This is a genomic window from Exiguobacterium marinum DSM 16307 (assembly GCF_000620845.1).
Lineage (GTDB): Bacteria > Bacillota > Bacilli > Exiguobacteriales > Exiguobacteriaceae > Exiguobacterium > Exiguobacterium marinum.
This window is the reverse complement of the sequence record NZ_KK211189.1, coordinates 1,546,978-1,572,863: the sequence shown is the minus strand read 5'-3', so window position 1 is coordinate 1,572,863 and position 25,886 is coordinate 1,546,978. Positions and strand designations below refer to the sequence as shown.

The window sequence follows — 25,886 nt, the reverse complement described above, 5'->3', positions numbered from 1 at the left end:
AATGGAGGTGCCCCAACTCGGGAGCGCCTCCATTTTTCATCAATTAATACAACGTATACGTGTTCGGGTCGATGGACTCGAGCGACTGCTTGATCGCCTGCAAGAACTGTCCTGCGACGAGACCGTCGAGGACGCGATGGTCGACCGACATGCAAAGGTTGACCATGTCGCGTGCCGCGAACATCCCGTTCACCCAGACCGGACGCTTCACGATCGACTCGACCGAGAGAATCGCCGCTTGTGGGTAATTCAAGATCGGTGCCGACTGAATCGAACCGAACGCACCTGTGTTATTGATCGTGAACGTCCCGCCACGCATCTCTTCTGCCTTCAAACGGTTCTCACGCGCACGTGACGCCACGTCTTGAAGTGCAACAGCAAGTCCTTTGATGTTCTTCTCATCCGCTTGACGAATGACCGGTACATAAAGGGCGTCGTTTGCCGCGACAGCCACAGAAAGATGGATGTCTTGGTGAACTTTGATATGATCGCCCGCCCACTCCGAGTTCATCATCGGATATTTCTTCAATGCCTCGATCGCCGCTTTCATGAAGAACGGCATGAATGTCAATTTGACACCTTCCCGTTTCATGAACTCGTCTTTCAGTTTTGCCCGGCCGTCGACGAGATTCGTCACGTCGACTTCAATCATGAGCCATGCGTGCGGGGCCTCGTGTTTTGAGCGGACCATATTGTTCGCAATCGCTTGACGTACACCTGCTGTCGGAATGGATTCATAGCGTCCAGAAGAAGTGGATGTCGATGCGACCGGTTGCGACGGCTCGACGACAGGACGTGGTGCCTCAGTCGGAACGTCCATCTTCGTCTGTACCATCGTCTCTTGAACGGGTGCCTGCGTCGCTTGATCTGGAGTCGAAGGGCGGCCATCCGAAAGGTAACGTAAAATATCTTTACGGGTAATACGTCCACCTAGACCGCTCCCACTTAAGTCATTCAAGTCAATGTCGTTCTCATTGGCGAGTCGGATGACTGCAGGAGAGAAACGCCCGTTGCCACTTTGTTTTTTCGGAGCGACAGCGACTGCTTGCTTCGCCACGGGTTCTGCAGGAGTCGTTTCTGCGATCGGTTCGGTCTTCGTCTCAACCGCTGATTCCTCGGCACTTTCTACTTCCATCGTCAGTACCGGTGTCCCGACGCTGACCGTCTCCCCTTCTGGAATGAGGAATTCTTTGATGGTTCCCGCACTCGTCGCCGGAATTTCAGCAGTGACTTTATCCGTCATGACCTCAGCTAGTGGCTCGTATTCTTCCACACGGTCGCCCGGTTTGACGAGATAAGTCGTAATCGTTCCTTCTGTCACACTCTCCCCGAGTTGGGGCATTGTAATCGTTTGTTCCATGGAGAAGCCTCCTTAAAACGCCGCGAGCTGACGTGCCCGCTCGGCAATTTTTTCTGGGGATACGATAAAGAATTTTTCCATCGGTGGTGCGTACGGCATAGCTGGAACATCAGGGCCCGCTAAGCGTTCAATCGGTGCATCGAGTTCGAAAAGCGCTTTCTCTGCGATGATCGCCGCGACTTCTCCAATGATGCTTCCTTCTTTGTTGTCCTCTGTCACGAGTAGCACTTTCCCCGTTTTCTTCACGCTTTCGATGATTGACTCTTGGTCAAGTGGGTAGACAGTACGAAGATCGAGAATGTGCGTGCTAATCCCTTCCTCTTCGAGCGTTTTCGCTGCCTCTTGTGCCATGTGTACACAGAGACCGTATGTGATGATCGTGATGTCATCGCCTTCACGTTTGACTGCCGCCTTACCGATTTCGACCGTATATTCGTCCGCCGGCAAGTCTGCCTTCAAAAGACGATAGGCACGCTTATGTTCAAAGAAGAGCACCGGGTCGTTTGAACGAATCGCCTCTTTCAATAATCCTTTCGCATCGACCGGGTCTGATGGAATGACGACTTTAAGGCCTGGCGTCGAACTAAACATCGCCTCGACCGATTGCGAATGATAGAGGGCCCCGTGGATTCCTCCACCAAAAGGCGCACGGATGACCATCGGACATGTCCAATCGTTATTCGAGCGGTAACGAATTTTCGCAGCTTCCGATACGATTTGGTTCACTGCTGGCATGATGAAGTCTGCGAATTGCATTTCTGCGATCGGTCGCATCCCATACATCGCAGCTCCGACACCGACACCAGCAATCGCACTCTCGGCGAGCGGTGCATCGATGACACGACCTTCCCCGTACTTCTCAATCAACCCTTGTGTGGCACGGAATACCCCGCCGCGAACGCCGACGTCTTCTCCGACGACGAAGACGTTTTCGTCGCGCTCCATTTCCTCATGAATCGCTTCGTTGATCGCTTCGATAAACGTTTTCATCATTTTTCCTCCTCGTAGACGTAATCCATTGCAGATTCAGGCGCAGCGTACGGTGCCTTATCCGCATACGTCGTCGCTTCGTTCACTTCTAAATCAATCTTCTCGTCAATTTCCGAGAGCACATCAGACGTAGCGACCTCCTCGTTAATGAGGCGCTGACGGAATAGTTTTATGCCGTCCCGTTCTTTCAATCCAGCCAATTCTTCCGCTGAGCGGTAGGCTTTGTCATCGTCATCTGATGAGTGAGGTACGAGGCGTTCCACTTCTGCTTCGATGAGTGTCGGTCCCTCTCCGCGCAGAGCACGTTCACGCGCTTCTTTCACGACCGCATAAACGGCAATCGGGTCGGTCCCGTCGACTGTCACGCCTGGCATCCCGTAACCTTTCGCCCGGTCAGATACTCTTTCACATGCCAACTGCTTCGTGAGTGGTACCGAGATCGCATATTTGTTGTTCTCACAGAATAAGATGACCGGAAGTTTGTGGACACCGGCAAAGTTTGCACCTTCGTGGAAATCTCCTTGGTTGGAAGACCCTTCACCGAACGAGACGAACGTGACGAGCTCTTCTTTTTTCATCTTCGCTGCGAGTGCGATTCCGACAGCATGAGGGACTTGTGTCGTAACCGGAGATGAACCCGTCACGATGCGATGCTCTTTCGAGCCGAAGTGTCCAGGCATCTGACGACCGCCCGAGTTCGGATCTTCCGCTTTCGCGAACGCCGACAGCATCAAGTCTCTTGAAGTTTGACCGAAGTGTAGGACGACCGCCACATCACGATAGTAAGGGAGGACATAGTCGATTCCTTTTTCGAGTGCGAACGCCGCCCCGACCTGCGCTGCCTCTTGACCTTGACACGAAACGACGAACGGGATTTTCCCGGCGCGGTTCAACTTCCACATCCGTTCATCAATTTTACGCGCACGCACCATCGTTTCGTACATCGCCAATAAATCTTGTTTTGTTAAGCCGAGCTCTTCATATGAGTTTACAGTCATCTGTTCCATCCTTGTTCCTCCTTAGGCGTGAATCGGTAATCCATCGACGGCGAGCGCCGCTTCCTGGAAAGCCTCACTTAGTGCAGGGTGTGGGTGAACGAGTTGCCCCATCTCCCAAGCGGTCGCGTTCAAGACGAGTGCGAGCCCGCCTTCAGTGATGAGTTCAGTCGCTTTCGGTCCGACGATATGGACACCGAGCAGGTCATCTGTCTCTTTGTCCGAAACGAGTTTGACGAATCCGTCGGCTTGCCCTTCAATGCGCGCTTTCCCGAGGCCGTTGAAGCGATACGTCCCTGTCTTCACGTCATGTCCCGCATCTTTTGCTGCTTCTTCTGTCAGACCGACCGAGGCGACTTCAGGGACACTGTATACACAGCGTGGGATGAGCATATAATCGAGTGGTGTCGGCTCAAGACCAAGAATCGTCTCGACGGCCTTCACTCCTTCTGCTGAAGCGACGTGGGCGAGTTGTAGCTTCCCGATACAGTCACCGATTGCAAAGATATGACGTTCTTTCGTCCGATACTGGCTATCGACTTGAATGATCCCGCTCTCGACGACAATGGACGTATTTTGTAGCCCCAGGTCTTCTGTATTAGCGACACGACCCACTGAGACGAGGACACAGTCAACGTTCAACATGTCTTCCCCAACAGCAAGTTCCACCGCATCTTCATGAATCAATGTCCGTTCCGCATCGACTGTCACACTTTTCTTCACACGAACACCGCGCTTCTTCAATAACCGCTCCACTTCACGGGAGACCGCCTTGTCCTCGAGCGGGAGTAAACGATCGCCTACTTCAATCAACGTCACATTCACATCCAAATCGACGAGCATCGATGCCCATTCGACTCCGATCACACCGCCACCGACAATCGCAATCGATTCAGGTAGTGTCTCGAAATTGAGCAAGTCGTCTGAGTTTAAAATACGCTCGTGATCGAACGGTAACCCAGGAAGCTCACGTGGAATCGATCCTGTGGCGATAATCAATTGGTTCGGCAAGATGAGTTCCGACTCACCCGTTTCATCTTCAACCGATACGGTCCCTGGTTGTGGTGAGAAGATACTTGGTCCAAGAATGGAGGCTTTCCCCCGAAACACTTCGATCTTTCCTTGTTTCATCAAATGCTCGATTCCTTTTTCAAGACCGGAGACGAGATCCCGTTTATACGTTTGGGCCCGTTCCATATTGAACGTCACGTCTCCTGTTTCCACACCATACGTCGCGCTCTGTTTCGCCGTTTGATAAACGTGTGCCGCTTTTAAGAGCGCCTTCGTCGGGATACATCCTCTATGTAAGCAGGTGCCGCCTAACTTCTTCGCCTCGACGATTGCGACAGATTTTCCTGCCTGGGCCGCTTTAATCGCGGCCACATATCCTCCTGGTCCTCCACCGATGACGACAACATCAAATTCTTGTGCCATGTGTATCCCCCTCATAAACTCGTGCGGTCTCTTCCTTCTCGATGATGCGAAGCGCACCTTCAGCCAACGCTTTTAGTTCATCTTCACCCGGATAAATGTGTACCGGCGCGAGATAAGTGACACGCTCCTTAATCTTGTCAGTCAGCCAGTCGGAATATGCGATCCCGCCCGTCAGTAAGATGGCATCTACACGACCACATAATGTCGCCCCATGTTTAGAAATCTCTTGAGCGACGCGATAAGCCATCGTCTCATACAAAAGTCTCGCCTCATCGTCACCTGTTTCTAAGCGTTGTTCAATCTCAATCGCATCGTATGTTCCGAGGTGAGCGAACAGTCCGCCCTGACCAACAATTTTCTTCTTCATTTCCGATTCTTTATACCTGGTACTATAACATAGTTCTACTACCTGTCCAACAGGAATTGAACCGGCACGCTCTGGTGCAAGCGGACCGTCCCCGTCCAGTCCATTGTTCACATCAATGACGCGGCCGGCCGCATGTGCACCGACAGTGATTCCGCCACCGAGATGCGCAACAATGAGATTCAGCTCGTTGTAATCGCTTCCATTTTCAGATGCGAATCGCTTCGCAACGGCCTTTTGGTTAAGAGCATGGAAAATACTCCGACGATCAATCTCTGACATACCCGTCTTACGGGCCAACTCATGCATCTCATCGACAACGACTGGATCGACAATGAAACTCGGGACTCCTTCGTGCTCACCAATTTTAGAAGCAATCAATCCACCAAGGTTGGATGCGTGCATCCCGAAACGACCGCTCGTCAAATCCTCACGCATGAGTTCATTGACGGTATATGTTCCCGATGTCATTGGCGCAAGTAAGCCACCACGACCGACGACCGCGGTCAAATCGTTGACCGCGATGCCAGTCTCTTCTAACAAGGCACGTACTTCTTGCTCACGATGAGGCAATTGCTCCGGAAGAGTGAGGCCGGTCACGTCAATCTCATGACGAACCGTGCGAGTCATCACTTCTTCCTTCCCATCAAACAATCCAACTTTCGTCGAGGTCGACCCTGGGTTGATTGCAAGAATTAGCCGTTTCGTCATCTTAGCGTCTCCCTAGAATGCTTTTTTCGACTTTTAGGAATTGACTGCGTGAACGCGACATCATCTGAATACGCTCTTCAGCCATCTTATCGGCCGCGACGTGTGTCGGTACACCGTCACGTTCTGCGATTTCAAAGACGCGCATCATGTTGTCATAGATGAGTTCGACTTTTTTCATCGCGCGTTCTCGGTTGTAGCCTTCGAGTTCGTCGGCGACGTTGATGACACCTCCAGCGTTGATGACGAAATCTGGTGAATAGAGGATACCGTTCTCGTCGAGCACATCACCGTGACGATCTTCTGCCAATTGGTTGTTCGCAGCACCTGCGACGATTTGAGCTTTTAACTGTGGAATCGTTTGATCGTTGATGACCGCACCGAGTGCACATGGGGCAAAAATGTCACATTCGACAGAGTAAATTTCATCCGGCTTGACGACAGTCGCACCAAAGTCAGTCTCCGCACGTTTGAGTGCTTCCTCGTTAATATCTGTCACGATCAAATGCGCACCTTCTTCGTGAAGGTGGCGGCATAAATTATAGGCAACGTTTCCGACACCTTGTACAGCAACCGTCTTCCCAGCGAGCGAGTCGGTACCAAACTTCCATTTAGCAGCCGCTTTCATCCCACGATACACACCGTATGCTGTTACAGGTGAAGGGTTACCACTCGAGCCGAATGCTGGGCTAACGCCTGTTACGTAGTCTGTCTCCATATGAATGAAATCCATATCTGAAACTGTCGTGTTGACATCTTCAGCCGTGATGTAGCGTCCGCTAAGTGACTGTACGTAACGACCGAACGCACGGAAGAGCGCTTCTGACTTATCCGTCTTCGCATTTCCGATGATGACAGCTTTTCCGCCTCCAAGGTTGAGACCGGCTGCCGCATTTTTATACGTCATTCCTTTTGCAAGGCGCAAGACGTCTGTGAGTGCTTCTTGTTCTGATTCATAGTTCCACATGCGAAGTCCACCGAGCGCTGGACCGAGTGTCGTATCGTGAATCGCGATGATTGCTTTTAGTCCTGAAGTTTGGTCCTGACAAAATACGATTTGTTCATAGTCCTCAGATTGTAAAACATCAAAAATACGGAAGCGTGGTTCTGTGTTTGTTTCCATCATGGTTAATTCCTCCTATTAAATATGATTAATTTTTGGCATGTAACAAAGCGAATGCGAGTGAATATAGTTTCGCTTCTGCAGTATCGGCACGACTCGTCAACACGACAGGGGCTGATGCGCCGACGACAATCGCCGCTACGCTCGCCTCTGCAAAATACATGATTGATTTATAAAGGACGTTGCCGACCTCTATGTATGGTACGACTAATAAGTCAGCTTGACCGGCTACTTCACTGTTGATTCCTTTTTGCTTGGCCGCAATCATATCGACCGCATTATCGAGTGCGAGTGGTCCGTCTACGATACAGCCTTTGATTTGACCCCTACGATTCATTTGACTGAGTAACGCGGCATCGAGTGTCGCATTCATCTGTGGATTGACAACTTCGACCGCTCCGATTGCTGCAACTTTTGGTGATGCGTAACCAATGTCATGCATCGCCTCGACAGCATTGTGGATGATTTCAACTTTTTCTTCAAGCGTCGGCGCAATATGAATCGCAGCATCAGTCACACCGATCAGCTTCTCTCGATTCGGAATTTGAAATAAAGCCACATGACTGAGCGTTCGTTTCGTCCGAAGACCAGCCTCTCGATTGAGGACGGCTTTCATGAAAGTAGATGTCGACACCATTCCTTTCATGAGTACATCCGCTTCTTTGTTTTTCACGGCTAGCGCGGCGCGGCGTGCAATCTCTACATCACCTTTCGCATGTAAAATATCGACGTTTGACTCATCGATCTCATACTGCTCACATAACTTCCGGATTTCTCTAGCTTCGCCGAACAAAATGAAGCGAGACAAGCCATGATTCGTAGCAAGTTTTACGGCCCGAATAACTTCTTCGTCCGCTGCACCCGCAATGGACACGGTACAACCTTCTAGTTGTTTCGCGTTCGTCAGCATCCGTTCAAAATTCATCATTGTCCCCCCTTGACCTCTACACTATATCATAAGCAAGTTTAATTCCAAAAATGTAAGCGCTTTATAATGCGGGTGACCATGCAGATTGATGCTTACCATGCAGAAATATTCATGCAGATTATTGCGTGGTGTCTAGTTTGTTATATAATGTCCGAATCGAAATCTTTAATCGGCGGGCTGCTTCTGATTTGTTCCCACCGGCTTCTTCAATCGTTCGTTCAATCAAATCTCGCTCATATTTCGCTACGGCCTCATGGAATGTCCCGGACTCAACTACTTTTTGACTTGTAGACCGATTTGATAATTGTAAGTGGTGAGGCGCGATCCACTGGTCGGTGCTCGCCATGTAAATCATCGCTCGCCCAATCACGTTCTCAAGTTCTCGGACGTTCCCTTTCCAATGCTGACTTTTCAGTAGAATCAACGCATCTTCGTCTACCCCACGTACACTGCGACCATATTCCTGATTCAACTTCCGTACGATTCGGTCACACAGCGCTTCGAGTTCATTCAACCGTTCACGTAAAGGTGGTATGTGGATTGGCATACGATTGATCCGGTAATACAAATCTTCACGGAAGGACCCATCCCCCACTTTTTGCTCAAGATCGGCATTCGTTGCGGCAATAATGCGGACATCGATTGGGATCGCCGTTGTCCCTCCAACTCGCACGATTTCATTTTCCTGTAGGACACGTAACAGTTTCACTTGAACATCGAGCGGCAATTCACCAATTTCGTCTAAAAAGAGCGAACCACCGTCCGCTTCCTCGAAATAACCCGTTTTCCCGCCACGTTTGGCACCGCTGAACGCGCCATCCTCATAGCCGAACAACTCACTCTCAAGAAGCGTTGGCGAGATGGCGGCACAGTTGACCCGAATGAACTTCTTATATTTCCGGGGGGACTCCCCGTGAATGGCATGGGCGAACAATTCTTTCCCAGTTCCCGATTCTCCACGAATCAATACTGTCACAGGGGTCACCGCAGCAAGTTTTGCCTGCTCAATGACAAATCGCATCGCATCACTCGTCGCGATGATATCGGCAAACTGATACTTCGCCTCTAGATTCCGAATGCGTGTTTTCGCTTCCTGTAATTCATCTCGAAGCGCACGGATTTGAGACACATCTCGGATGACCCCGACCGAGCCGCGTAATTTACCTTCCACGATGATTGGTTCCGCGTTCACGAGAATGTCCCGTCTTGTCGCACCGATTTGCATTCTGATGTCCCTGACGCCTTGCCCGGTAGACAATACTTTCAAATGGACACTTTCTTGCATTCCGATATCAGCCGTTGCCGGCTTATCGACAACGTCTTCTTTTTTAAATCCCGTCAAACGAGTGTATGATGGGTTGATCAATATCGTATTTCCATGATGGTCGGCTACCGAAATGGCTTCACTCGTACATTCAATGATTGCTTCAAGCATTTGTTGATTCTGCTTCAACCGCTCGACAACGATACGAATAAACTCTCCTGGTAACACGACCGCCTCTTTAAAATGGTCTTTCAACTCTTCGAACGTTTGATGCTGTCCGGTTGTTTCGATGACAAAGTCTAGCTTAGCTTCAGCATATTTTGTCCAATCGTCTGTCACAGCGATGCCGTAACTTTTCGCAAGAGCGATTCCTTCAGCCGATACATCAGAGTCAACGACTGCCACAATAGTCGCAAGTGGTGAATCCATCAACATATGAAGGACCTCTGACCCGCCTTTTCCGGCCCCGACAATCATCAATCGTTTATTCATACTTATTCCCCCATCATCTCTCTTCTCTTCTTCATGCTACTGAATCCTATGTTGATTCGCAAGTCGCCTAAAAATAGACAGTGTCGAGCGAAATGATTTCTGTTAAAATAATGTATGGTAAAGGAGGAGATTGCATGCGTTTCATCGCACTTCTAATCTTAATCATCCCCGGACTACTAGGTGTCTACGGAATAAAATTGCTCCGCGACAGCTTCTTTTTGAAGACGAGCACACCCTTCACATGGATTGATTCACTCGCTGCCGCCTCTATGTTGCAGGGGACCTTTGGACTTCTGCTCGCCATGGGTGGGATCGGATTTGTAGCTGGCTATATTTTTAACCGCGACAAGAAATCAGGAAAAGTTCAACGATTCGACTCATAAGTACACAAAAAAAGGTTCCCTAACTTGACTTCATTTCAAGTGCGGAACCTTTTATTCGTATTGAATTGTGATCACTACGGATGATCTCCTTTCTAACTACTTTGCTTGCTTTGACATGATATCCAACGTCTTCTTAATGAAGAAGTATGAAAGAATTTTAGTAACTGCCGTCTTGCGTGAACGGAACGCTTCCATTCGAGTTACTAACTTTTTGATTATCGGATCATGTCCAACCATCCATTGTGAAGTCGAGCGCTTGCCATAAACTGTTCAACGGTTGACAACACTCCTTTTGGTTAACTGAACGATTCGTTTTCCCTATACCAACCCCTAGCTTCGAGCTGATGATAGAATCGTCTCGCAAATGAGCGACTGCCGCGACCTCACGTCGGGACATTAACGACTTGAGGTGTCGTTCCCACCTCTGAGCTATAATCGGATAGCGAACCGAGATGATTATATTTCTTCAAACATGCTCCGGAACAAGTTTGAAAAGCGTTCATCTGACGCTTGTCCAAGTAACTTGGTACACCTTTATTATAACAAAGAGCGAGTATTTTGCAAGCGCTTTCTTTCTTAAACTGAATAAAAAAGGACTAAGCCGATCATGACTCAGTCCAAATCGATTTTTTTAATTGTTCTTAAACGATAAATACGTGACGAAGTAAGAGATGAACTCCGAGTTTTTCGGGCTTCGCTCACGCTCCGGTCGTCCTTCAAACATTTCATGGTCCTGCATCCCGTTACCCCAAGCCGTCTTAATCGCGTGGCGCATAGCCCGCTCCACACGCGACGAAGTCGTCTCATGTTCTTTCGCAACCATTGGATATAACTCTTTCGTGATTAGACCGAGCAAGTCTTGACGCTCCCTCACATAGATGACCGCTTGACGGATGTACTTGAATCCTTTGATTCGTGGAGAAATGCCCATTTGTTGCAGTAAGAGTGAAATCTCGATCTCTTCGGGTGTCATCCCTTCAAACTCCCGATTCGTCCCATCCGACAATTCTCGAATCTTCGTTAACAACTGTTGGATATTGAATGGCTTGACGAGAAAATAAGAGGCACCGAGTTGAACCGCTTGTTTCGTCACTTCATCTTTCCCGAACGCACTGAGCATGATCACTTCCGGCTTCTCGTCACCGAACTCTTCATTAAGACGTTGCAATACTCCAATTCCATCCAAATGCGGCATGATAATATCGAGTAAGAGTACATCCGGTTGGTGTGTCTTGACGACATCCAAGCACGTTTCACCATCGTGCGCCGTTCCCACGACACGAAGATCAGGCTCAGATTCTAGTTGTCGGCTCAACAAATCGACGATTTCTCGATTGTCGTCCGCAATACATAATGTAATCACTTATGACACTCCTTTGATGAACTTCTGTTTTACTTGCTGTGACATCTCAAGTAACTCTTCAACGTGTTGTTTCGTCAAGTTCGTCATTTGAGCTCCAGCAATCATTCGACCCAATTCGTCGATTCGGCTCTCATGATTGAGAGAATCGACATTCGTTTTCGTTCGGTCATCCGTTTCTGTTTTCGTAATGTAAAGGTGTTGATCTGCCATCGCGGCGACTTGTGCCAAGTGAGTGATACACAGCACCTGTGACCCGACAGATAGACGGAAAATCTTCTCCCCCATCGCTTGGGCGACACGGCCGGATACACCTGTATCGACTTCATCAAAAATAATCGAGGCCACTCCGACGGTTCTCGAAAAGATGGACTTGAGTGCGAGCATGACGCGGGAAAGCTCACCGCCTGAAGCGACTTTCGCAAGCGGTTTAAACGGTTCACCGACATTTGTCATCATGTAAAACTCTACATCATCTAATCCGTCTTGTTTTAGAGACGTTGAGCGGAAACGAACTTCAAATGCTGTTTTTTCCATGTACAGTTCTTTTAATTCACGATGTATCGCCTGCTCCAGCGACTTTGCTGCAACTTTGCGGGCTGTAGACAGTTTTATTCCAGTCTCTTTTGCAGCCTTCTCTAATCGAACAAGCTCATCTGACAACGTCTGCAAATGTTCTTCTCGATTCGTCATCGATTTAAGTTCCTCGGAAACTCGTTCCCCATATGCGATGACTTCTTCGATTGTCGTTCCATACTTTCGTTTTAGCTGCTGGAAAAGGGCTAATCTCGACTCGATCTCATCCAATCGAATCGGATCAAACTCTAGCGAATCTAATTGATCGCGCAATTGAAATTTCGCGTCTTCTAGCAGATAGTATGCGTTGGAGATTGTCTCGGATACAGAAGCAAGAGAGGTGGAAAGCTGTGATGCCTCGCCCATTTCACGCATCGCAACGCCAATTTGGTCAAGTCCGTTCGAGTCCTCGGCAACCGCCTCATAAGAAAGACGGATATGTTGATGGATGCGCTCAAAGTTGGCTAATTCATCACGCTCTTCCGTCAGCGCCTGTTCTTCACCCGGCTTTAATTCTGCCGCCTCGATCTCTTTTGTTTGGAACGACAACAAATCCATCCGCTGCGCGAGTTCTTGCTCACTTTGGCTGAGGCGCTTCAGTTCATCGGCGATTTTTTTCCAAGCTGCATATGCTGCTTGATATTCCTCTAATAGAGGGCCTACTTCCTTCTCGGCAAAGTGATCGAGAATTCCTAAGTGAAATTCCGCTTCCATCAGATGTTGATGCTCATGTTGCCCATGAATATCGACGAGAAGTCGCCCGAATTCACGCAACGTCGAGAGCGTCATCATTTTCCCGTTCACCCGACAGACACTTTTTCCACTACTATGTAAGTCTCGACGTAGTATGACAGTCCCGTCCTCAACATCAATTCCATATTGATTGGCCGCTTCAATGACGGGATGATTTGGTTCAATCATGAACAACCCTTCGATTTCGGCCTTGTCCTGACCGTAGCGAACAAACTCACTCGAGCCTCGTCCTCCAACAAGCAACCCAATCGCATCTAACAAAATTGATTTACCGGCACCCGTTTCACCCGTGAGAACGGTCATACCTCGATTAAACGTAATGTTTAACTCGTCGATAATCGCAAACTGTTTGATTGATAGTTCTGCTAACATACGTACTTTCACCTCATAACATTCCGATTAATCGATCGATAATCTGCTTCGCTTTATCTTCATCGCGCGCAATCATTAAAATCGTATCGTCGCCACAAACCGTCCCAATCAATTCATCCCATGACAAATGGTCGATTAAGACGCCGATTGCATCAGCATTTCCCGGAAGCACTTTCATGACGACCAAATTTTGAGCAGAATCGACCGAGACGAAGCTGTCGCTAAGGATTCGCTTCATTTTACCGTATGGGTTAAAGCGCTGATCCGCAGGCAAGCTGTATTTATATCGTCCGTCGTTTAACGGCACTTTGACTAAATGTAACTCCTTAATATCCCGAGACACAGTTGCCTGTGTGACCGGATATCCGGAGCGACGTAGTTCATCTACCAGTTCATCTTGCGTTTCGATTTCACGATTCGTCACGATGTCTCGAATTTTAATCAATCGCTGTCCTTTGTTCATAAGCGCTGACACCTCATTTTTCGTTTCACATACACATTATCATTCTAAAGTATTGTCGAAAAAAGGTCTAGCATTCCAGTGGGTATTTCCACCATTCCCCATCCCTTCTTCATCGATAAGAAAAAGCTACAGACAAATCTGTCTGTAGCCATTGCTTATCCCTTTAGTTTGGTATGTGCCGCATCCACCACGTCTTCGACTCGTAGGGATGGTTCGACTCCACCTACCTCCGTATAACGGGCGAATAAGAGGAATTCAATATTTCCGTCTCCACCCGTGATTGGGGAGTAATCCAATCCTTCGACGAAGAACCCTTCCGATGCAAAATAGCGAACCATATCGCTCGCCACACGCTCATGTACGTCACGGTCTCGTACAATCCCTTTTTTCCCGACGTCGGCTTTACCGGCTTCAAATTGAGGTTTAACGAGTGCCATAACGACGCCGTCCTGCTTTAAAATAGTTTTGAGCGGCGGCACCATAAGGCGTAGTGAGATGAACGAGACATCAATCGTCGCAAAGTCTGGTTTGATCGGGAATTGATCGGCCGTCGCATGACGAAAATTCATCCGTTCCATGACGACGACACGATCATCGCTCCGAAGTTTCCAGGCAAGCTGGTTGTACCCGACATCGACCGCATACATTTGGCTCGCACCGTTTTGAAGCGCACAGTCAGTAAACCCTCCCGTTGAAGACCCGATGTCGATTCCGACACGTCCGTTTACGTCAAGCGGGAATACTTCGAGCGCTTTCTCGAGCTTCAAGCCCCCCCGGCCGACATACGGTAGGGCTTGTCCCTTCACTTCGAGAGGGATATCATCAAACACTTTATCGCCCGCCTTGTCTAGGCGTTCGGTCCCACTATAGACGAGACCGGCCATGACAGACCGCTTCGCCTTTTCTCGTGTTTCAGCGAGTCCACGTTCGACGAGCAATACATCTAATCTAGTTTTCGTTCTTTTTTCCATAATCCCTCACACATTCTGTCGATTTGTTTCCATGACGAATCGTTCAATCGATTCCGCCATTTGGGTAGGTCGAAGTCCAATCTCTTCTAAGAGTTGGTTGACCCCTCCATGTTCGATATAGCGATCCGGAATACCGAGACGTTGAATCCGCGGGAAAGTTCCAGCTTCATTCGCATGCTCTAACACACTACTTCCAAAACCACCGGCAAGTGCCGCTTCTTCGAGTGTCACGAGCGGGATACCTTCTGCATATAATGAAGCAAGCATGGCCTCATCGAGCGGTTTAATCGTACGGCAGTTGATGACCCGAACGCTGAGCGTGCCTTCTAACAACGACCGTACTTCAAGAGCGTCTTGAACTTGTGGACCGAACGTCAAAATCGCGACATCCGTTCCTTCCGCCTCGACTTCCCAATCATCAAGTGAAATCTCCTGAAGCGTGTCACTCATCGGAACACCGATTCCTTCACCACGTGGGAACCGAATCGCAATCGGCCCGCCATCGTAACGAAGAGCAGAATAAACGAGTCGTTGCAACTCTTCTTCGTCTTTCGCCATCAAGATGCGAATGTTTGGGACATGACGCATAAAGGCGATGTCAAACACACCTTGGTGCGTCTCTCCATCCGCCCCTACAAGTCCGGACCGGTCAATCGTGAACACGACGTTCAGGTTTTGACGACAAATGTCATGGACGAGTTGGTCATACGCACGTTGGAAGAACGTCGAATAAATCGAGACGACGGGTTTTAATCCTTGTGTCGCTTGTCCACCAGCGAGCGTAACCGCGTGCTGCTCAGCGATCCCGACATCAAACATGCGTTCCGGGAATTTTTTCGTGAAGCAGTCAAGTTTTGATCCGACGCTCATTGCCGGCGTGATCAACGTGACCCGTTCATCAGACTCCGCAACTTTCGTAATCGTTTCAGCGACCACTTTCGAATAACTTGGTCCTTTCGGCTTCCCTTTGATGACTTCACCAGACTCAATCTTATATGGCCCAAGCCCGTGCCACGTTCCGATACCATCTAGTTCTGCCGGACGGTAACCTTTGCCTTTTTTCGTGATGACATGAACGAGAACCGGACCGTCGATCTTCTTCGCATACTCGAGCGTCTCGAGCAAATCTTTCAAATCGTGTCCGTCTGTCGGGCCGAAGTAAGTAAACCCGAGTTCTTCAAAGAAAGTGCCCGGAATAAGTGCAGACTTCAATAAATCTTTCACCCGTTCCCCACTTCGTTCAAGCGAGTTGCCAACGAGAGGAATGTGCTTAATGATGGATTCCATTTCTTCACGTGCATGCTTCAATTTTCGTGATGCACGAATACGTCCGAGCATGTTGTGCATGGCACCGACGTTCGGTGCAATCGACATCTCATTGTCGTTCAGGATGACGATGACATTTTGCTTTTCGGCACCAATGTGATTCAGCGCTTCAAGTGCCATTCCCCCAGTCAGCGCACCATCCCCGATGATGGCAATGGCACGATCGTTTGCGCGACCTTTCAACTCGTTTGCGATTGCAATCCCCATCGCTGCCGAAAGTGATGTCGAACTATGGCCTGTTTCCCAAACGTCATGTTCGCTCTCACAACGTTTCGGGAAACCGCATAATCCATTGTACTGTCGCAGGGTATCAAACTGATCCGTACGTCCTGTCAAAATTTTATGAACGTACGCCTGATGACCGACGTCCCATACAAGTTGGTCTTTCGGACTGTCAAATACACGGTGCAAGGCAAGCGTCAACTCTACAACACCTAAGTTTGGCGCCAAATGCCCTCCCGTCACTGCCAATTTTTCAATCAAGAACCGTCTAATGTCAGAACCGAGGGATTCGAGTTCGGTTACAGACAACCTTTTCAGGAATGACGGGTCTTGAATGGATGTCAAGTCCATAATGACCATCCTTTCTCCTCACATTTTACTGATTCGTACCTTACATTTTACAAGAATGTGACGGTAGATGCCACACATTCCCCAAAACAAAGGTGACACGATGTGCTCATCGTGTCACCGAGGTCAATAATTTCGTTTCACTACAAACGTCAACAGGTCAACAAGTAACGGTGCTTGAACCGAAAGTGACTGGATTGCAAAGGTCGCCGCATCTACCTCTGCATCAAGTGCACGCTTCGCCCCATCTAGTCCGAGTAATTTCGGATAAGTCGTTTTTTCATTCTCTTCATCCGAGCCGACGCGTTTCCCGATTGCCTGTTCGTCCCCGATGACATCTAAAATATCATCTTGAATCTGAAAGGCAATACCTAGATGGCGGCCGAACTGTTTGAGTTGAAGCCGGTCTTCTTTAGACACACCTGCAAGAATGCTACCTGCTTCAAGCGCATAGACGAGAAGTGCTCCCGTCTTCCGTTCATGAATCGACTGAAGTTCCTGAAGCGTGACATCATCCCGCTTTTCAGCGAGCATATCATCTAATTGTCCACCGACCATGCCCGCACTTCCGGCGGCAAGTCCGAAAGCGCGAATAATCTCGACGATCGCTTCCGCAGGGAGGTTCGCTTCCGAAAGGATGCGAAACGCATCGGTTAATAGCGCGTCCCCCGCCAAAATGGCAGTCGCCTCATCAAACTGACGATGGTTCGTCAGACGGCCGCGCCGAAGGTCATCATCATCCATTGCTGGCAAGTCGTCATGAATGAGTGAGTATGTATGAACCATCTCGAGTGTCGAAGCGACTTCCCGCCCGCGCTCGATTGCAATGCCATACGTTTCAAGAACTGCATAAACGAGCGCAGGACGGATTCGCTTCCCTCCCGCCTCTAATGAATACGACATCGCATCACGGAGTCTAGTCGGCATGTCACTTGATTCGATAAGTTCCTGCATCGTTTCTTCAACAGCCAACTTCCACTTCTTCAAATCATCGGTACGATTCATGAGGGGCCTCCTTTTTCACGAAGGGTACCATCGAGTTCCAAGATTTCGTCCATCTTTTTCTCGGCTGCCGAGAGTTTTGTCTGACACAAAGCAGACAAGCGGACACCTTCTTCATAGAGCGTCATGGCTTCCTCTAGCGGCACATCACCGGTTTCGAGCTGAGCGACGATCTGTTCGAGTCGCTCTAGCGCGGCTTCAAACGTCTGTTCTTTTTTTGTCACCGACAACCCTCTCCTTCACTTCAGCGACTGCATGACCGTCCCGAAAACGAATCGAGATGTCTCCATCGCGTAATTGTTTCACATTTTGCACATATGCACCGTCTTGCTCAATGAACGCATAGCCACGTGATAAGACAGCAAGCGGGCTGACCGAATGCAGTCGTCCCACCTGTTGGGCAAACTGTTGTTTTGACTGTTCTAACGGTTTTGTACGACGGAGTCGAGCGGTCATTTGATTGACCTCTTCACCCTGCTGTGTCAACGTTTTTGAAAACCGTTTCAAATCAAGCTGTTGTGAGACTTGATGAAGTTGATGCGTGGCTTGGGTTAGATGACGTCTCATCCCTTGTTCGAGTCGGATTTCAGATTGTGCGAATCGTTCACGTTTTTGTGAAATGGTATAACGCGGCGATCTTAACCCATAGCTGTTGACCATTCGATTGACTCTGCTCCGCAGATCATCGAGTTGGTTCGAAACCGATTTGTGCAAATGCACGTGAAGGCGCTCCACATCTTTACGTTGCGCATCAATCATTGCTGTAGCGAGTTCTGCTGCAGCCGTTGGAGTAGCTGCTCTTACATCTGCGACAAAGTCGGAAAGTGTATAGTCCGTTTCATGACCGACAGCAGAAATGATCGGAATCGTGGACGAATAAATCGCCTCCACCACAACATCCTCATTAAATGCCCACAGTTCTTCGATGGAACCGCCACCTCGTCCGACAATCAGTACATCACAATCAGTGCGCTCATTCATCCATTGAATGGCAGATGCAACTTGCGGGGCTGCCATCTCACCTTGCACGGCAACCGGGGCGAACGTAATGGCCACATGAGGCGCACGACGTCGAAGGGTTGTCGCGATATCGTGGAGTGCAGCACCTTTAGGAGACGTCACAATCCCGATTCGTTCTGGAAATGTGGGTAGTGCTTGCTTTCTTTCCGAATCGAACCAACCCTTTTCCTCGAGTTCACGCTTTCTCGCCTCATACCGCTCAAACAACAGACCAACGCCATCTTGACGCATCAATTCGACATACAGCTGAACATCACCCGTCGCCTCATACATTGTCACTCTCGAGACAGCGATAACTTTCATCCCGTCTTTCGGTTCAAATTGAAGTTGTTTGGCATCACGAGAAAACATGACGGCTTTCATACGAGACGCGTCATCCTTCAACGTGAAATAACAATGACCTGAGGAATATCGTTTAAAATTTGAGATTTCACCGATGACTGCGACTTGTCGAAGCACTATATCATCATCGAGTTGTCGCTTCACATACCGAACGACCTCTGAAACCGGAAGGGGGTTAGCCACGTGATGCAACCTCGATCGTATTATGCATGAGCATCGTAATGGTCATCGGACCGACACCACCTGGAACAGGCGTGATCGCACTCGCTTTTTCTTTCACGGCCGCGTAATCCACGTCCCCGACGAGGCGACCTTCCACCCGGTTGACACCGACATCGATGACGACTGCCCCTGGTTTGACCATATCTGCAGTGACGAGACTTGCGCGCCCTACCGCGACAATCAAAATATCGGCCTGCCGCGTCATCGCACCGAGATCAGCCGTTTTTGAGTGACAATATGTGACCGTAGCAGATTCATTCAAGAACAACATCCCGACCGGTTTGCCGACGATTTGACTGCGACCGACGACGACAACGTGTTTTCCGGAAATCTCGGTTTGTGTCTTCGCGAGATGTAAGATGCCGTGAGGCGTACATGGAAGCAATGTGTCTAGACCGAGCATCATCTTCCCGACGTTCTCGGGATGGAATCCGTCTACATCCTTTTTAGGAGAGATGCGCATGATGACTCGCGACTCGTCGATGTGTTTCGGTAAAGGGAGCTGCACGAGAATACCATGGACTTCCTCATCCTCATTCATCAAGTCAATCAAGTCGAGCAATTCTGTTTCGCTAATTGTTTCATCAAAACGGAGCACTTGAGAATCGATTCCGATTTCCTCTGCCGCCCGTTCCTTCCCGCGTACATAGCTATGACTTGCTGGGTCATCCCCAATCAACACTACTTTCAATTTCGGTACGATGCCGCGTGCACGAAGTTCCGTTACACGCTCTTTTAACGTTGCTCGATATGATGCTGCCACTTGTTTCCCGTCGATCACTACTGCCATCTCTCTCATCCCCCGTTGTCTTTAGGTTTTTCTGTAGTTGGTCTGGTGTCTTATCTCTATTTTTTAGTCTTCTTTAATGATATTGCCGAGTACGCCATTCACAAGTTTACCAGCCTCTTCATCCGCGAACGATTTCGCGAGTTCGACCGCTTCGTTAATTGTGACGTTCTCTGGAATCGTTTCGACATATAACAATTCATACGTTGCCATTCGTAGAATCGTACGCTCGACGTTACCGAGGCGATCTAAGCGCCAGTTTTTTAAGTTCTCAACGAGCAATACGTCGATATCTTCAATATGTTCTAGCGTCCCTGTGACGAGTTGTTCGTAAAACGGATCAGATTCTTCTCCATCCAATGCGAATTCGATTGCTTCATCTACCTCTAATTTTGATACTTCGATTTGAAAAAGCGTTTGAATCGCTTTCTCTCGTGCTTCATGACGTTTCATTCAGTTACTCTCCTTTTACATGCTTTCATTGTGATAGTTTAGCATAAAGCACTCATAAATTCAGTACAAAAAACCAGGAAGCCGAAATAATGTTCGGGCTTCCTGGTTGTTGTTATTTCGCCAATGACATTTCTTTTTCGACAAATTTCGTATCAAATGTACCGATTCGGAATTGTTCATGGGCCATGACTTGCTGATGGAACGGAATCGTCGTTTTGACCCCTGAAACCGTGAACTCATCCAATGCACGCAACATCTTCAAAATTGCCTCGTCACGTGTTGGCGCATGAACAATTAATTTAGCTACCATCGAGTCGTAGAATGGCGGAATCATCGCACCAGCGTATAGCCCGCTATCGACACGGACACCCATGCCTCCCGGGACGATGTATTGGTCAATCTTCCCTGCCATCGGACGGAAGTCCATAAATGGATCTTCTGCATTGATTCGGCATTCGATTGAATGTCCTGAGAAGGTGATGTCTTCTTGGGAGATGGCTAACGGATGTCCGAGCGCCACTTCTAGTTGCGCTTGGACGAGGTCGAATCCTGTAATCATCTCCGTGACCGGGTGCTCGACTTGAATCCGTGTGTTCATCTCCATGAAGTAGAACTCGTTCGATTCAGGGACATAGATGAACTCGATTGTTCCCGCTCCTGAATACTGAATGGCTTTTGCCGCTTTGACGGCCGCATCTCCCATCATTTGCCGGGTCGTTTCATCAATCGCAGGTGATGGTGCCTCTTCGACTAGTTTTTGCATACGTCGTTGAATCGTACAGTCGCGTTCACCTAAGTGGATGACGTTACCGAATTGGTCGGCAAGGACTTGCACTTCAACATGACGGAACGACTCGATGAACTTCTCGAGATAAACGTCTCCGTTACCGAAAGCCTGCTTCGCTTCTTTACGTGTCGCAATCAACCCTTGAGTCAGTTCTTCTTCGTCACGGGCGACACGAATACCGCGTCCCCCTCCACCTGCCGTCGCTTTGATAATAACCGGATAGCCCATCTTACGTGCGAGTTCGGTGGCTTCTTCGTCGGTGACGACACCACTCGAACCTGGAACGACCGGGACACCGGACTCGATCATTGTTCGTTTTGCCTCGTCTTTGATCCCCATCTTCCGAATCGCATAGCTACTCGGTCCAACGAATTGAATGCCACACGCCTCACACATCTCGGCGAACTCTGCATTTTCAGCTAAAAAACCGTATCCCGGGTGCACCATCGTCGCATCAACAGCACATGCGACAGATAAAATATTCGGGATGTTCAAATAGGAGTCCTTCGAAGGATTCGGACCGATACAATAGGCTTCATCGGCCAAATGAACATGTAATGCCTCACGATCCGCCTCAGAAAAGACGGCGACCGTCGGGATATTCAATTCTTTTGCAGCACGTATGATTCGAACCGCGATTTCACCACGGTTAGCGATTAATAATTTCATAACGACCTCACTTCACGCTGAAGAGCGGTTGACCGAACTCGACGAGATCGCCATCGGTGACTAGCACTTCTACGATTTCGCCACTGATTTCCGCTTCGACATCGTTAAACAATTTCATCGCTTCTAAAATACAGACAACTTGCCCAGACTCTATGCGTTCTCCAACGTTGACAAAAGCCTCTTTATCCGGGGCCGGACGCGAATAAAATGTTCCGACCATCGGTGATGTGATTGTACGATAAGACGCTTTTTCTGGCGCCAATTGTTCTATATTTTCTTCTACTTGAGGCGCAGGTGATGCAATTGCTTGTGTCTGCATGACTGGCACGCTTCCAGTTTGTTGCGTTTCTTTCTTCAATGACAGTTTGAAATCAGATGTCTCAAGCTCCATTTCATGGACAGATGATTGATCTAATAATTGAATGAGCTCTTTAATTTGATCGATTTGCATCTTTCTTACCCCCTGTTTATACCTGGTACTAATCTCTACTTCACTATAACTGGTCAGACCAATGAATGCAACGAGAAAAAAGAGCGTTCATTCATTCGAATGAACACTCTCTTTGATTAACCGTTGTAACGACCCATGAAATCTCCAGTACGTGTATCAACCGTTACTTTTTCACCTGGTTCGATGAAAAGTGGTACTTGGATCACATGTCCTGTTTCCACTGTCGCATTTTTCTTCACGTTTGATGCCGTGTCCCCTTTAACGCCCGGGTCCGCTTCGACAATTGTCAAGACAACACTTGTAGGAAGTTCGATTCCAAGAATCTCACCCTCATAGTCTGCGATGCTAACTTCCATGTTTTCAAGCATGTAAGGAAGAGCCGCTTTAACTTGTTCGCTTGTCAATTCAAGTTGCTCGTATGATTCGTTGTCCATGAATACATACGTGTCACCCATTGGATAGAGATATTGCATACGTTTACGTTCGATATGCGCTCGTTCGATTTTTTCTCCACCACGGAACGTTGTTTCCTGAATCGCACCGTTACGCAAGTTGCGCATCTTCGTACGTACGAACGCCGCACCTTTGCCCGGTTTTACATGTTGGAATTCGATGACTTGCCAAATCGAACCGTCAGACGTTTTGACTGTCAATCCTGTTTTTAAATCGTTAACTGATACCATGTTAATTTCCTCCTAAATTCAGACGAGACTCACGCCTCAATCGTAATTAACTCTTTTGGCGACTGCGTTAGACGGTAGCATCCGTCTTCCGTAATGACGACATCGTCTTCAATTCGGCAACCGCCGACACCGTTAATGTAAATACCCGGTTCGATTGTGACGACCATCCCAGGTTCTAGCACCGTTTCAGAACGGAATGATAATCCTGGTGCCTCGTGCACTTCCATGCCGAGACCATGGCCCGTCGAGTGACCGAAGTATTCACCGTATCCAGCTTCTTTAATGATGTCTCGTGTCAACGCGTCAGCTTCAATGCCTGTGATACCGGCACGAGTACCTTCTACACCAGCGAGTTGAGCGCGAAGAACCGTATCGTAAATTTGATGCAACTCATCTGAGATTTCTCCGACCGCGAGTGTACGCGTGATATCAGAGCAGTACCCTTTATAGTATGCTCCAAAATCAAGTGTGACAAGTTCACCTGATTCGATGACTTTATCGCTTGCGACACCGTGCGGAAGTGCCGAACGGAGACCTGAAGCGACAATCATATCAAATGATGACGAGTCAGCGCCTTTTGAACGCATAAACATCTCGAGTTCGTTCGCAACTTCTCTTTCGGTACGACCAGGACGGATGAACGTCTGGATATGGGCATAAGCTGCATCAGCGATTGCCGCAGCTTCCTTCATAATCTTAATCTCTGATTCATCCTTAATCAAGCGCAGTTTTTCTACGATTCCTGCCGTCTCGATGAGATGTGCATCTACTTCTTTTTCATATGTCCGATACTGACCAATCGTCATTGCGTCTTGCTCGATTCCAAGACGTGTGATCGAGTCACGTGATACAACGTCAGCGACCGATTTAATAAGCGATGTATCCAATTCAACGATGTCGTATCCTTTTACTTGATCGTTCGCTTGTTCCGTATAACGGAAATCCGTGATAAAGCTTGCGGTTTTCGACGTGATGACGATAACGCCACTCGATCCGGTGAAACCAGATAAGTAGCGAATGTTTTCACGTTTTGTGACGAGCAATGCGTCAATCTCGTTTGCTTCTAACTGTGCTTGCAGTTTGTTTACGCGTTCAATCATGTCGATTCCTCCAATGTTCGATTAGTGCATGCAATGCTAACGTATAGCTAGTGAGCCCAAATCCGGTGATTACTCCTAAGCAAACGCCTGCGAGTTTTGACTCGTGACGAAACACCTCACGGGCATGCACGTTCGAGATATGTACTTCAACGACCGGGGCAACGATAGCGGAGATGGCATCTCGAATCGCGATTGACGTATGCGTGTAGGCTCCCGCATTTAATACAACACCTTCGAAATCGTAGGCGTCGTGAAGGGCGTCAATCAACTCTCCCTCGTGATTCGATTGTTTGAACGTGAGTTCGACGCCCTCCGGTGCGACGAGCATTAATTCGGCAGCTAAGCCTTTTAACGACACGTTCCCATACACGTCTGGTTCACGGCGACCTAACAAATTTAAATTCGGCCCATTCAATACTAAAATCCGCAATCTTCTTCCCCCTCGTTCGTCAAGTCTTATCTATTGTAACAAATTTATCGAAAGAACGTGAATCGAGCCTTCTGCCCTTTCGTTTTTTTGATAAATCACGGTATAATTCAAGTACAACACTGTAAGAATCGAGGAAAGTGAATGAATTCTAAACAAACTATCCCTGTCGGGGGACAGGCACTTGTGGAAGGGGTCATGTTTCAAGGCCGTTCCGAGAGCGCATCTGCCATTCGACGAAAGGATGGGTCCATCGAAACGTTCGAGCAAGCACGCATCCTCGTCCCATGGGTTCAATCCTTAAAAAAAGTACCGTTTCTAAGAGGAATCGTCGCGCTCTACGAGTCGTTAAAGAATGGGTCTGCCCATATGAATTTTGCGAGTGATCGGTATGACGTTGATCCAAGTGAAGACTCGAGCCCGAACGATGAACAAAAGCAGAGCATTTGGATGATTGCCTTCGTCGCCATCATCGGCGTCATTTCATACGTCTTCGGCAAATTGATTTTTAACGTGACACCAGCACTGCTCGCCGCAATGTTTCAAGACGTACCGATATTTTCTGGACACGTGATTCAAAACCTCCTTGAAGGGGGAATAAAATTAGTATTGTTGCTTAGTTACCTCTACTTGATTTCATTGACGCCACTCATCAAACGTGTCTTTCAATATCATGGGGCTGAGCATAAGGTCATCAACTGTTATGAGTCCGGACGACAGGTCACAGTCGAACATGTTCGTCAAAGCTCACGTCTTCATTATCGCTGTGGATCAAGTTTTATTTTGTTCACTGTCTTCGTCGGGATTGGCGTATATATGATTGTGCCAATCGATCCGCTTTGGCTGCGACTCGTCAGCCGAATCGCACTCTTGCCAGTCGTCATCGGAATCTCGTTTGAAGTCCTTCAATTCACCAATCGCTTCCGCGATCATCGCTTTTTGTCATTCCTCGGAAAACCAGGTCTTTCGCTTCAGTTATTGACGACCCGGGAACCAAATGATGAACAGATTCAAGTTGCGATTGAGGCATTCGAAACGTGGGAACGAAAAGAGTTAGGAGAATCGGTCGTTCAGAGAGAGGGATAAGAGGAGGAAGCACCATGATCAGACAAAGAATTGGTTCGACCGCAGCAACCATCGTGTTTATCCTTGGCTTCATCGGGGTCGGACATATGCTCGCCACCGATCCAGGTCGCTTGTTTAGACAGTTGTTGTTCATCGGAATATTCGGGTTAGTCTTTTATGTGATCTATCGTTTCTTCATCGGTCGACGTATGTCTCCAGAGGATATGCGTTACCGTAAAACCGCACAAGCCTCTAAGAAACGGATGCAAGGAAATCGCGGCCCTCAAGTCAAACCTTCCGCATCTGCAAAAATCAAAAAAAGCAAAAAACCAGGTTCGAACGTTACAAAGTTGTCGAAACGCCCGAACGTACATCGAAGCAATCCTCCACATTTGACGGTAATCGAAGGGAAGAAAGGCAAGAAGAAAAAGAAAGCGAACATGTAA

Annotated in this window: 26 protein-coding genes; 3 read left to right on the top strand and 23 right to left on the bottom strand. The window is 48.5% G+C overall.

Features of this window, described 5'->3' with window-relative positions:
* Nucleotides 1-43: 43 nt before the first annotated feature.
* The 8 genes from P400_RS0108360 to P400_RS0108325 form a co-directional block, all read right to left on the bottom strand.
* Nucleotides 44-1,360, bottom strand: a complete 1,317-nt coding sequence (locus P400_RS0108360) for a dihydrolipoamide acetyltransferase family protein (protein WP_026825759.1) — start codon at nt 1,358-1,360, stop codon at nt 44-46.
* Nucleotides 1,361-1,372: 12 nt separating this feature from the next.
* Nucleotides 1,373-2,350 (bottom strand): alpha-ketoacid dehydrogenase subunit beta, encoded by a 978-nt coding sequence (locus P400_RS0108355; protein ID WP_026825758.1) that lies wholly within the window; start codon nt 2,348-2,350, stop codon nt 1,373-1,375.
* Complete coding sequence (locus P400_RS0108350) at nt 2,350-3,357, bottom strand: thiamine pyrophosphate-dependent dehydrogenase E1 component subunit alpha (RefSeq protein WP_371742740.1); 1,008 nt, start codon at nt 3,355-3,357, stop codon at nt 2,350-2,352. The genes P400_RS0108355 and P400_RS0108350 overlap by 1 nt, the downstream gene beginning before the upstream one ends.
* Before the next feature lie 12 nt (nt 3,358-3,369).
* Nucleotides 3,370-4,779 carry a dihydrolipoyl dehydrogenase gene (gene lpdA, locus P400_RS0108345; RefSeq protein WP_026825756.1) on the bottom strand — a complete coding sequence of 470 codons (1,410 nt, stop codon included), beginning with the start codon at nt 4,777-4,779 and terminating at the stop codon, nt 3,370-3,372.
* Nucleotides 4,763-5,854 (bottom strand): butyrate kinase, encoded by a 1,092-nt coding sequence (gene buk / locus P400_RS0108340; protein WP_026825755.1) that lies wholly within the window; start codon nt 5,852-5,854, stop codon nt 4,763-4,765. Before buk ends, lpdA begins: the two co-directional genes overlap by 17 nt.
* Nucleotide 5,855: 1 nt before the next feature.
* Nucleotides 5,856-6,977 (bottom strand): Glu/Leu/Phe/Val family dehydrogenase, encoded by a 1,122-nt coding sequence (locus tag P400_RS0108335; RefSeq protein WP_026825754.1) that lies wholly within the window; start codon nt 6,975-6,977, stop codon nt 5,856-5,858.
* A 25-nt stretch (nt 6,978-7,002) separates the two neighbouring features.
* Nucleotides 7,003-7,899 (bottom strand): phosphate butyryltransferase, encoded by an 897-nt coding sequence (gene yqiS / locus P400_RS0108330; RefSeq protein ID WP_026825753.1) that lies wholly within the window; start codon nt 7,897-7,899, stop codon nt 7,003-7,005.
* A gap of 121 nt (nt 7,900-8,020) precedes the next feature.
* On the bottom strand, nt 8,021-9,658 hold the full coding sequence (locus P400_RS0108325; RefSeq protein WP_026825752.1) for a sigma-54-dependent Fis family transcriptional regulator: 1,638 nt from the start codon (nt 9,656-9,658) through the stop codon (nt 8,021-8,023).
* Between the two features lie 134 nt (nt 9,659-9,792).
* Between P400_RS0108325 and P400_RS0108320 the strand changes: the two genes are divergently transcribed.
* The gene (locus P400_RS0108320) at nt 9,793-10,041 is read left to right on the top strand and encodes a DUF2627 family protein (RefSeq protein ID WP_026825751.1); all 249 of its coding nucleotides are present in this window, start codon (nt 9,793-9,795) and stop codon (nt 10,039-10,041) included.
* A 631-nt stretch (nt 10,042-10,672) separates the two neighbouring features.
* Here the strand turns inward: P400_RS0108320 and spo0A are convergent.
* The 15 genes from spo0A to aroQ form a co-directional block, all read right to left on the bottom strand.
* Nucleotides 10,673-11,404: a sporulation transcription factor Spo0A gene (gene spo0A, locus P400_RS0108315; RefSeq protein ID WP_026825750.1), complete on the bottom strand. Its 732-nt coding sequence runs from the start codon at nt 11,402-11,404 to the stop codon at nt 10,673-10,675.
* Complete coding sequence (gene recN, locus P400_RS0108310; protein WP_026825749.1) at nt 11,405-13,102, bottom strand: DNA repair protein RecN; 1,698 nt, start codon at nt 13,100-13,102, stop codon at nt 11,405-11,407.
* 13 nt (nt 13,103-13,115) lie between these two features.
* Nucleotides 13,116-13,565, bottom strand: coding sequence for a transcriptional regulator AhrC/ArgR (ahrC, locus tag P400_RS0108305; protein ID WP_026825748.1), 450 nt, complete (start codon nt 13,563-13,565; stop codon nt 13,116-13,118).
* Between the two features lie 155 nt (nt 13,566-13,720).
* Entirely contained in the window at nt 13,721-14,536 is an 816-nt protein-coding gene (locus P400_RS0108300; protein WP_026825747.1) for a TlyA family RNA methyltransferase, read from the bottom strand.
* 6 nt (nt 14,537-14,542) lie between these two features.
* Nucleotides 14,543-16,435, bottom strand: coding sequence for a 1-deoxy-D-xylulose-5-phosphate synthase (gene dxs, locus P400_RS0108295; protein ID WP_026825746.1), 1,893 nt, complete (start codon nt 16,433-16,435; stop codon nt 14,543-14,545).
* A 123-nt stretch (nt 16,436-16,558) separates the two neighbouring features.
* Nucleotides 16,559-17,437 carry a polyprenyl synthetase family protein gene (locus P400_RS0108290; RefSeq protein WP_026825745.1) on the bottom strand — a complete coding sequence of 293 codons (879 nt, stop codon included), beginning with the start codon at nt 17,435-17,437 and terminating at the stop codon, nt 16,559-16,561.
* The gene (gene xseB / locus P400_RS0108285) at nt 17,434-17,658 is read right to left on the bottom strand and encodes an exodeoxyribonuclease VII small subunit (RefSeq protein WP_026825744.1); all 225 of its coding nucleotides are present in this window, start codon (nt 17,656-17,658) and stop codon (nt 17,434-17,436) included. The genes P400_RS0108290 and xseB overlap by 4 nt, the downstream gene beginning before the upstream one ends.
* Nucleotides 17,633-18,979 carry an exodeoxyribonuclease VII large subunit gene (xseA, locus tag P400_RS0108280; protein WP_026825743.1) on the bottom strand — a complete coding sequence of 449 codons (1,347 nt, stop codon included), beginning with the start codon at nt 18,977-18,979 and terminating at the stop codon, nt 17,633-17,635. The genes xseB and xseA overlap by 26 nt, the downstream gene beginning before the upstream one ends.
* Complete coding sequence (folD, locus tag P400_RS0108275; protein WP_026825742.1) at nt 18,972-19,808, bottom strand: bifunctional methylenetetrahydrofolate dehydrogenase/methenyltetrahydrofolate cyclohydrolase FolD; 837 nt, start codon at nt 19,806-19,808, stop codon at nt 18,972-18,974. Before folD ends, xseA begins: the two co-directional genes overlap by 8 nt.
* Before the next feature lie 63 nt (nt 19,809-19,871).
* Nucleotides 19,872-20,258 (bottom strand): transcription antitermination factor NusB, encoded by a 387-nt coding sequence (gene nusB / locus P400_RS0108270; protein WP_026825741.1) that lies wholly within the window; start codon nt 20,256-20,258, stop codon nt 19,872-19,874.
* A gap of 112 nt (nt 20,259-20,370) precedes the next feature.
* Nucleotides 20,371-21,714: an acetyl-CoA carboxylase biotin carboxylase subunit gene (gene accC, locus P400_RS0108265; protein ID WP_026825740.1), complete on the bottom strand. Its 1,344-nt coding sequence runs from the start codon at nt 21,712-21,714 to the stop codon at nt 20,371-20,373.
* Between the two features lie 7 nt (nt 21,715-21,721).
* Nucleotides 21,722-22,165, bottom strand: coding sequence for an acetyl-CoA carboxylase biotin carboxyl carrier protein (gene accB, locus P400_RS0108260; RefSeq protein ID WP_026825739.1), 444 nt, complete (start codon nt 22,163-22,165; stop codon nt 21,722-21,724).
* Between the two features lie 116 nt (nt 22,166-22,281).
* Nucleotides 22,282-22,848: an elongation factor P gene (gene efp, locus P400_RS0108255; RefSeq protein WP_026825738.1), complete on the bottom strand. Its 567-nt coding sequence runs from the start codon at nt 22,846-22,848 to the stop codon at nt 22,282-22,284.
* A gap of 29 nt (nt 22,849-22,877) precedes the next feature.
* Nucleotides 22,878-23,945, bottom strand: coding sequence for a M24 family metallopeptidase (locus tag P400_RS0108250; protein ID WP_026825737.1), 1,068 nt, complete (start codon nt 23,943-23,945; stop codon nt 22,878-22,880).
* A complete protein-coding gene (aroQ, locus tag P400_RS0108245; protein ID WP_026825736.1) occupies nt 23,941-24,378 on the bottom strand; it encodes a type II 3-dehydroquinate dehydratase in 438 nt (145 codons plus the stop codon). Before aroQ ends, P400_RS0108250 begins: the two co-directional genes overlap by 5 nt.
* A gap of 141 nt (nt 24,379-24,519) precedes the next feature.
* Between aroQ and P400_RS0108240 the strand changes: the two genes are divergently transcribed.
* Both P400_RS0108240 and P400_RS0108235 read left to right on the top strand, forming a co-directional pair.
* The gene (locus P400_RS0108240; protein ID WP_026825735.1) at nt 24,520-25,461 is read left to right on the top strand and encodes a DUF1385 domain-containing protein; all 942 of its coding nucleotides are present in this window, start codon (nt 24,520-24,522) and stop codon (nt 25,459-25,461) included.
* A 14-nt stretch (nt 25,462-25,475) separates the two neighbouring features.
* Complete coding sequence (locus P400_RS0108235; protein ID WP_026825734.1) at nt 25,476-25,886, top strand: SA1362 family protein; 411 nt, start codon at nt 25,476-25,478, stop codon at nt 25,884-25,886.

Coding starts and splice junctions, on each gene's coding strand:
- P400_RS0108360 (WP_026825759.1), bottom strand. CDS start 1,360: ATGGAACAAACGATTACAATGCCCCAACTCGGGGAGAGTGTGACAGAA.
- P400_RS0108355 (WP_026825758.1), bottom strand. CDS start 2,350: ATGAAAACGTTTATCGAAGCGATCAACGAAGCGATTCATGAGGAAATG.
- P400_RS0108350 (WP_371742740.1), bottom strand. CDS start 3,357: ATGGAACAGATGACTGTAAACTCATATGAAGAGCTCGGCTTAACAAAA.
- lpdA (WP_026825756.1), bottom strand. CDS start 4,779: ATGGCACAAGAATTTGATGTTGTCGTCATCGGTGGAGGACCAGGAGGA.
- buk (WP_026825755.1), bottom strand. CDS start 5,854: ATGACGAAACGGCTAATTCTTGCAATCAACCCAGGGTCGACCTCGACG.
- P400_RS0108335 (WP_026825754.1), bottom strand. CDS start 6,977: ATGATGGAAACAAACACAGAACCACGCTTCCGTATTTTTGATGTTTTA.
- yqiS (WP_026825753.1), bottom strand. CDS start 7,899: ATGAATTTTGAACGGATGCTGACGAACGCGAAACAACTAGAAGGTTGT.
- P400_RS0108325 (WP_026825752.1), bottom strand. CDS start 9,658: ATGAATAAACGATTGATGATTGTCGGGGCCGGAAAAGGCGGGTCAGAG.
- P400_RS0108320 (WP_026825751.1), top strand. CDS start 9,793: ATGCGTTTCATCGCACTTCTAATCTTAATCATCCCCGGACTACTAGGT.
- recN (WP_026825749.1), bottom strand. CDS start 13,102: ATGTTAGCAGAACTATCAATCAAACAGTTTGCGATTATCGACGAGTTA.
- ahrC (WP_026825748.1), bottom strand. CDS start 13,565: ATGAACAAAGGACAGCGATTGATTAAAATTCGAGACATCGTGACGAAT.
- P400_RS0108300 (WP_026825747.1), bottom strand. CDS start 14,536: ATGGAAAAAAGAACGAAAACTAGATTAGATGTATTGCTCGTCGAACGT.
- dxs (WP_026825746.1), bottom strand. CDS start 16,435: ATGGACTTGACATCCATTCAAGACCCGTCATTCCTGAAAAGGTTGTCT.
- P400_RS0108290 (WP_026825745.1), bottom strand. CDS start 17,437: ATGAATCGTACCGATGATTTGAAGAAGTGGAAGTTGGCTGTTGAAGAA.
- folD (WP_026825742.1), bottom strand. CDS start 19,808: ATGGCAGTAGTGATCGACGGGAAACAAGTGGCAGCATCATATCGAGCA.
- nusB (WP_026825741.1), bottom strand. CDS start 20,258: ATGAAACGTCATGAAGCACGAGAGAAAGCGATTCAAACGCTTTTTCAA.
- accC (WP_026825740.1), bottom strand. CDS start 21,714: ATGAAATTATTAATCGCTAACCGTGGTGAAATCGCGGTTCGAATCATA.
- accB (WP_026825739.1), bottom strand. CDS start 22,165: ATGCAAATCGATCAAATTAAAGAGCTCATTCAATTATTAGATCAATCA.
- efp (WP_026825738.1), bottom strand. CDS start 22,848: ATGGTATCAGTTAACGATTTAAAAACAGGATTGACAGTCAAAACGTCT.
- P400_RS0108240 (WP_026825735.1), top strand. CDS start 24,520: ATGAATTCTAAACAAACTATCCCTGTCGGGGGACAGGCACTTGTGGAA.
- P400_RS0108235 (WP_026825734.1), top strand. CDS start 25,476: ATGATCAGACAAAGAATTGGTTCGACCGCAGCAACCATCGTGTTTATC.